The 5169-nt window shown below is 43.2% G+C and carries 7 protein-coding genes and 1 pseudogene; 4 read left to right on the plus strand and 4 right to left on the minus strand.

The features are described 5' to 3' along the window. The coding region (locus tag QZY09_RS03435) for an aspartate-semialdehyde dehydrogenase (protein WP_295668052.1) at window positions 1–926 on the minus strand (926 nt) is incomplete at its 3' end. Window positions 927–1140: 214 nt separating this feature from the next. Between QZY09_RS03435 and QZY09_RS03440 the strand changes: the two genes are divergently transcribed. The 4 genes from QZY09_RS03440 (at window position 1141) to QZY09_RS03455 (ending at window position 4108) form a co-directional block, all read left to right on the plus strand. Next, window positions 1141–2094: an NAD-dependent epimerase/dehydratase family protein gene (locus QZY09_RS03440; RefSeq protein ID WP_295668054.1), complete on the plus strand. Its 954-nt coding sequence runs from the start codon at window positions 1141–1143 to the stop codon at window positions 2092–2094. Window positions 2095–2304: 210 nt separating this feature from the next. Continuing rightward, window positions 2305–3030: a YebC/PmpR family DNA-binding transcriptional regulator gene (locus QZY09_RS03445; protein WP_096350826.1), complete on the plus strand. Its 726-nt coding sequence runs from the start codon at window positions 2305–2307 to the stop codon at window positions 3028–3030. Between the two features lie 75 nt (window positions 3031–3105). Then, the gene (locus QZY09_RS03450) at window positions 3106–3321 is read left to right on the plus strand and encodes a DUF2442 domain-containing protein (protein WP_295668057.1); all 216 of its coding nucleotides are present in this window, start codon (window positions 3106–3108) and stop codon (window positions 3319–3321) included. Window positions 3322–3427: 106 nt separating this feature from the next. After that, on the plus strand, window positions 3428–4108 hold the full coding sequence (locus QZY09_RS03455; protein ID WP_295668059.1) for a hypothetical protein: 681 nt from the start codon (window positions 3428–3430) through the stop codon (window positions 4106–4108). 9 nt (window positions 4109–4117) lie between these two features. Here QZY09_RS03455 and QZY09_RS03460 read toward each other — a convergent pair. The 3 genes and pseudogenes from QZY09_RS03460 to QZY09_RS24655 all read right to left on the minus strand — a co-directional run. Next, window positions 4118–4447: pseudogene (locus QZY09_RS03460) on the minus strand (prolyl oligopeptidase family serine peptidase); the annotation flags it as partial. Window positions 4448–4462: 15 nt separating this feature from the next. Then, window positions 4463–4915, minus strand: coding sequence for a hypothetical protein (locus QZY09_RS03465; RefSeq protein WP_295668061.1), 453 nt, complete (start codon window positions 4913–4915; stop codon window positions 4463–4465). Between the two features lie 106 nt (window positions 4916–5021). Beyond that, the coding region (locus tag QZY09_RS24655; protein ID WP_367119159.1) for a gliding motility-associated C-terminal domain-containing protein at window positions 5022–5169 on the minus strand (148 nt) is incomplete at its 5' end.

The raw sequence follows: 5169 nt of genomic DNA on the forward strand, positions 1-5169 counted from the left end.
CGCAGGTTATCTGACACTATCCAGCAGTTTAAAGTATTTGGCTGGCTTTCGTCACGGCGGATGCGGCCTACAAATACTTCGTCTTTATCATGCGCATCCAGCGGCATAGGGTATTTTAAATTAGCAGGATCATCCACCACAATAATACCCGGCGATTTTGCCAGCAATTCGCGTAATTCAGCAACATCAAAGTCGTTTAAAAACTCAATGTTTACCGATTCAGAGTGACCGCCCATCACCGGGATCCGTACGGTAGTAGCAGTAACTTTAATACTGTCATCGCCCATGATCTTGTTGGTTTCCTTCACCATTTTCATTTCTTCCTTGGTGTAGCCGTTTTCGGTGAATACGTCGATATGCGGCAATACGTTCAGGTCGATCTGGTACGGGTAAGCTTTAGGGCCATCAATGCCTTTACGCTCATTAAATAACTGGTCAACGGCCTTAACGCCTGTGCCGGTTACTGATTGGTAGGTTGATACTACTACCCTTTTAATTTTATATTTATCGTGCAATGGTTTTAAGGCCACTACCATTTGTATGGTGGAGCAATTGGGGTTAGCGATAATTTTATCTTCGGCGGTTAATACATTGGCATTAACTTCGGGCACTACCAGTTTTTTGGTAGGATCCATGCGCCATGCAGATGAATTATCGATAACTGTTGTGCCTGCTGCTGCAAAAAGCGGTGCCTGGCTCAATGAAGTGCTGCCCCCTGCCGAAAATAAGGCAACATCGGGCTTCTGTTTTATCGCATCCTCAACAGAAACTACCTTGTACTGCTTACCCTTAAAAGTGATTTCCTTACCTACACTTTTCTCTGAAGCTACCGGAATTAATTCTGTAACGGGGAAGTTGCGTTCTTCAAGAACCTGCAACATTTTGGTGCCTACTAATCCTGTAGCACCTACTACTGCGACTTTCATTGTTTAAATTGTTTATGAATAAAATATTTCAGCTGCAAATATGCGGTTTTTTGTTGAAAAGTTGGAATGTTGTCAGGTTGGAATGTTATTATTTTGCAATGATCTGTCTTTCGGACTTTACTAACTTTTGGACTTTCGGGATAAAACAACCTTTTACAATCGCTACAACATTTACAACCAATTTCCTACCTTTGCAGCCTCAAACCGGCTTTGCATGAGCGAAAAGATATTGGTTATTGGCGCTAACGGACAAATAGGCACCGAACTGGTGGCTATATTAAGGGGAATACACGGTGCTGATGCAGTGATCGCATCCGACCTGAAAAGCCCCATCTATAACTTACGAAAAAACAGCGGCCCCTACGAGATCGTCAACGTTTTGGACAAGGATAACCTGCACCATATTTTCGAAAAACACCGCCCTACACAGGTTTATCACCTGGCGGCGATATTATCAGCCGTAGGTGAACAAAAACCAAAAATCGCCTGGGACCTGAACATGACAGGCCTGCTGCATGTGCTTGATTTTTCGGTAGAGTTTAATGTAAAGAAAGTTTTCTGGCCAAGCTCCATAGCCGTATTCGGGCCGCATTCGCCGCAATGGGACACGCCGCAATATTGCGTGATGGACCCTAACACCGTTTACGGCTTCAGCAAACTGGCCGGTGAACGCTGGTGCGAATATTATTTTAACAAATACAACCTCGACGTGCGCAGTTTGCGTTATCCGGGCCTGATCGGCTGGCGGGCTAACCCCGGTGGCGGCACTACTGATTATGCAGTGCATATTTTTCACCAGGCGCTTAAAACCGGCCGCTACGAGAGCTTCCTGTCAGCAAACACAGCATTGCCCATGATGTATATGGAGGATGCCATACGCGCCACCATTATGCTGATGGATGCTCCGGCTGATCATGTGCGGATTCGTTCGTCATACAACCTGGCAGGCATCAGTTTTACACCAACGCAACTGGCGGAGGAAATAAAAAAACATATCCCCGGTTTTGAGATCAGTTATAGTGATAACGATCCGCGGCAGCAAATAGCCGATAGCTGGCCGAAATCAATTGACGATAGCTATGCCCAAAATGAATGGGGCTGGCGACTGGAATACGACCTGCCCAAAATTGTAGCAGATATGCTGCATAATTTGAAAGAAATTGTTTAAAAAAGGTGAAAGGCAAAAGGATAAAGGTAAAAGGGCTTTGGTCCCGGGTTGTAAAGTAAATTTACCCAGACTAAATCCGAAATTGAAAATCCGACGTCCGAAATAAAAAGAAGTATTATATTTATCCGATCCGCTAAGATTAGGGCGGAAGGTTCGAAATCAAGGTACTATATGCCATGAACTATGAACCATGAACTATGAACCAAACATATGGGAAGAGCATTTGAATTTCGTAAGGAAAGAAAACTAAAGCGCTGGAGTAAAATGGCAGTGCAATTTACCCGTTTGGGTAAAGAAATTGTAATGGCGGTAAAAGCCGGAGGCGGTGATCCTAACACCAACTCACGTTTAAGAACTGCTATACAGAACTCGAAGGCAGTAAACATGCCAAAGGACCGTGTCGAAGCGGCCATAAAACGCGCCATCAGCCGCGATGAAAAAGATTACGAAGAAATTGTATACGAAGGTTATGCGCCGCATGGCGTGGCCATACTCGTAGAAACTGCTACGGACAATATTAACCGCACAGTGGCCAACGTCCGCAGTTATTTTACCAAATACGGTGGTTCGCTGGGTAAAACCGGGTCGCTTGATTTTATTTTCAGCCGGAAATCTGTATTTACCTTTGAACCCGGCGACCGCGATCTGGAAGAATTGGAGTTTGAACTGATAGACGCTGGTTTGGAAGACTTATTTGTTGAGGCCGATGAAAACGGCAACGATATTGCGGTAGTACATGCAGCTTTTGAAGATTTCGGCAAGATGCAAAAGGCGATGGAAGAAGCTGGTCTTGAAGTAAAATCAGCCAAGCTGGAACGCGTTGCACAATCATTCCACGAAGTATCAGAAGAGCAGGTTACTGATATCATGAAGCTGATCGACCGTTTGGAAGAAGATGATGACGTGCAGGCGGTTTACCATAATATGCAGGAGTGAGTTGATTTCGCCTGCCTGCCGCAGGCAGGGAATTCGGATTTACGATTTCGGATTTTAAATTAAAACGGACGAAATATGCCTTTGTTGAGTACCCGTAAAAACGATAAAAAAGTTAAAGTAACGTTTGGCAATGGCTTGCTGTTTGTTGAAAAGGATAATGGCAAACAGCAGGCCTTCCCGCTGGAATGGTTCCCTGAATTGCAGAAGGCTACTGACGAAGAACGTGAAGACTGGACGCAAACGGATAAAGGCTTACATTTTAATAAGCTTAACCTGGATGTTTTAATTTGAAGATTTGAAAATGTGCGAATTTGAAAATTGATGGCATTTTTCAAATAGCTTTGATCAAAATCATATTCAAATTTTCAAATTTTCAAATCATCAAATTTTCAAATTAATGACCTTCGAAGAGTTTTTTATAAAGAAAAGAATCGACCTGCCTGCTTTGGAAAAAGCTGAGCCGGGATTATTTTCTGAATTTAAAACCCATTTTTTTCAGATGGGCGAAAAGAGCTTCGATCATACCAAAAAATACTGGTTCAATAAATTAAGGCATCAATTTCATTTAGCGCCTGAAATTAAAGTTGAGAAGCCGGTAGTTATTCAACCCATTGCCCAACCTGCTGTGAGCGAAAGCTTGACAGAAACGACAGTTGCGCCCCAACCTGCAAAGCAAGGGTTTGTTCCACGGTTTAAAGCTGCCAACATAGCGAAGCCACCGGTTGTTGAGGAAAAACCTGTTGAGGCTGCACCCGCGCCGACATCGGCGAAACCAGGATTTACGCCACGGTTTAAGGCAACTAACATGCCAAAGCCGGTAGTTACTGAACATAAAACTGAGGAAAAAACATCGGAGACGGAAGCTACCCCACAACCTCAACCGGCAAAACCTGGATTTACACCTCGATTTAAGGCTGCTAATATGCCCAAACCAGCTATAACTGAAGATAAAATTGAAGAAAAATCAACGGAATCAGCATCTTCGCCTGATACGACACCGTCCGGGAGCGATACACCAAAACCTGCTTATAAGCCACGGTTCAATATAAAAAATATGCAGCCCAAAACGGAAGAATAACCTGTGTTATTACTTACTATGCGAAAACAACCAAGCCATAAAGTCAGGTTCAGCAAACGCGTCATCCCAGCAGTTATGGTCATCATTCGTATAAAGGGTATACCGGGGGCTGCCGCCTTGCTGTTTAATTGCAGCAACTATTGATTCTGAGTGGGAATAGGGCACAACACTGTCTTTCTCACCATGAAACACCCAAAGCGGAACTTTTTTGGCGTATTTTTTTGCATTCAGCGTATTATCGCCGCCGCACATGGCAAATGCTGCTGCAAAAATGTTTGGCCTGCGGCCGATGAGCTCAAAAGTACCCATCCCTCCCATCGCCAATCCACCTACATAAACTTTGTGTTTGTCTACTTAGGGTTTATCTAAAAATTCATCCACCAAAGCCATTAAAGTTTGCATTGACCGGGTTGGCGGAGCATCAACCTGAAAAATAAACTTCGTCTTTTTAGTAGCAGAATCGTCTACCATTTTCACGTTGGACCAAAAGCCTTCTGCCGGGCATTGCGGGTAAACCACTATAGCTGCATATTTTGCCCGTATAGTATCATTTAAAAATAATTTCGGGCCATATTTTAGCTGGGCTTCATTATCTTTTCCCCGCTCGCCGGCACTATGCAATACAAATATCAAAGGGTATTTTTTAGCAGGATCGAAATTAAGCGGAAACAATATGCGGTAAGGCATGGTATCGCTTTTGGCGATATATGAGCCACTATCAAATGGCTGGTTGCTTTGCGCATAGGTAACTGCCGGTAAAACAAAGCTTACAAATAACAGGAATAAGTAAATTTTTTGCCTGATCATATCTGGATAGTTGATGATTATTGTAAACGGCTATTTTTTAAATAATGTATCCTGAGCCCTATAACTTCAAAGAATAAATATTTGTTTGCTATAGGAGCACCGCAAATTACCGGATGAGTGTAATGCTGCCCGAGAGTAAATTACAGCTTGTATTTAAATTGATAATATAATAATAAACTCCCGGCTGCAGTAATGAGCCACCGAGTTTGCCATTAAATGGCTGCGTATATCCTTTTGATTCAAATACTTTTTGA

It is taken from the genome of uncultured Mucilaginibacter sp. (genome assembly GCF_903913935.1).
GTDB lineage: Bacteria > Bacteroidota > Bacteroidia > Sphingobacteriales > Sphingobacteriaceae > Mucilaginibacter.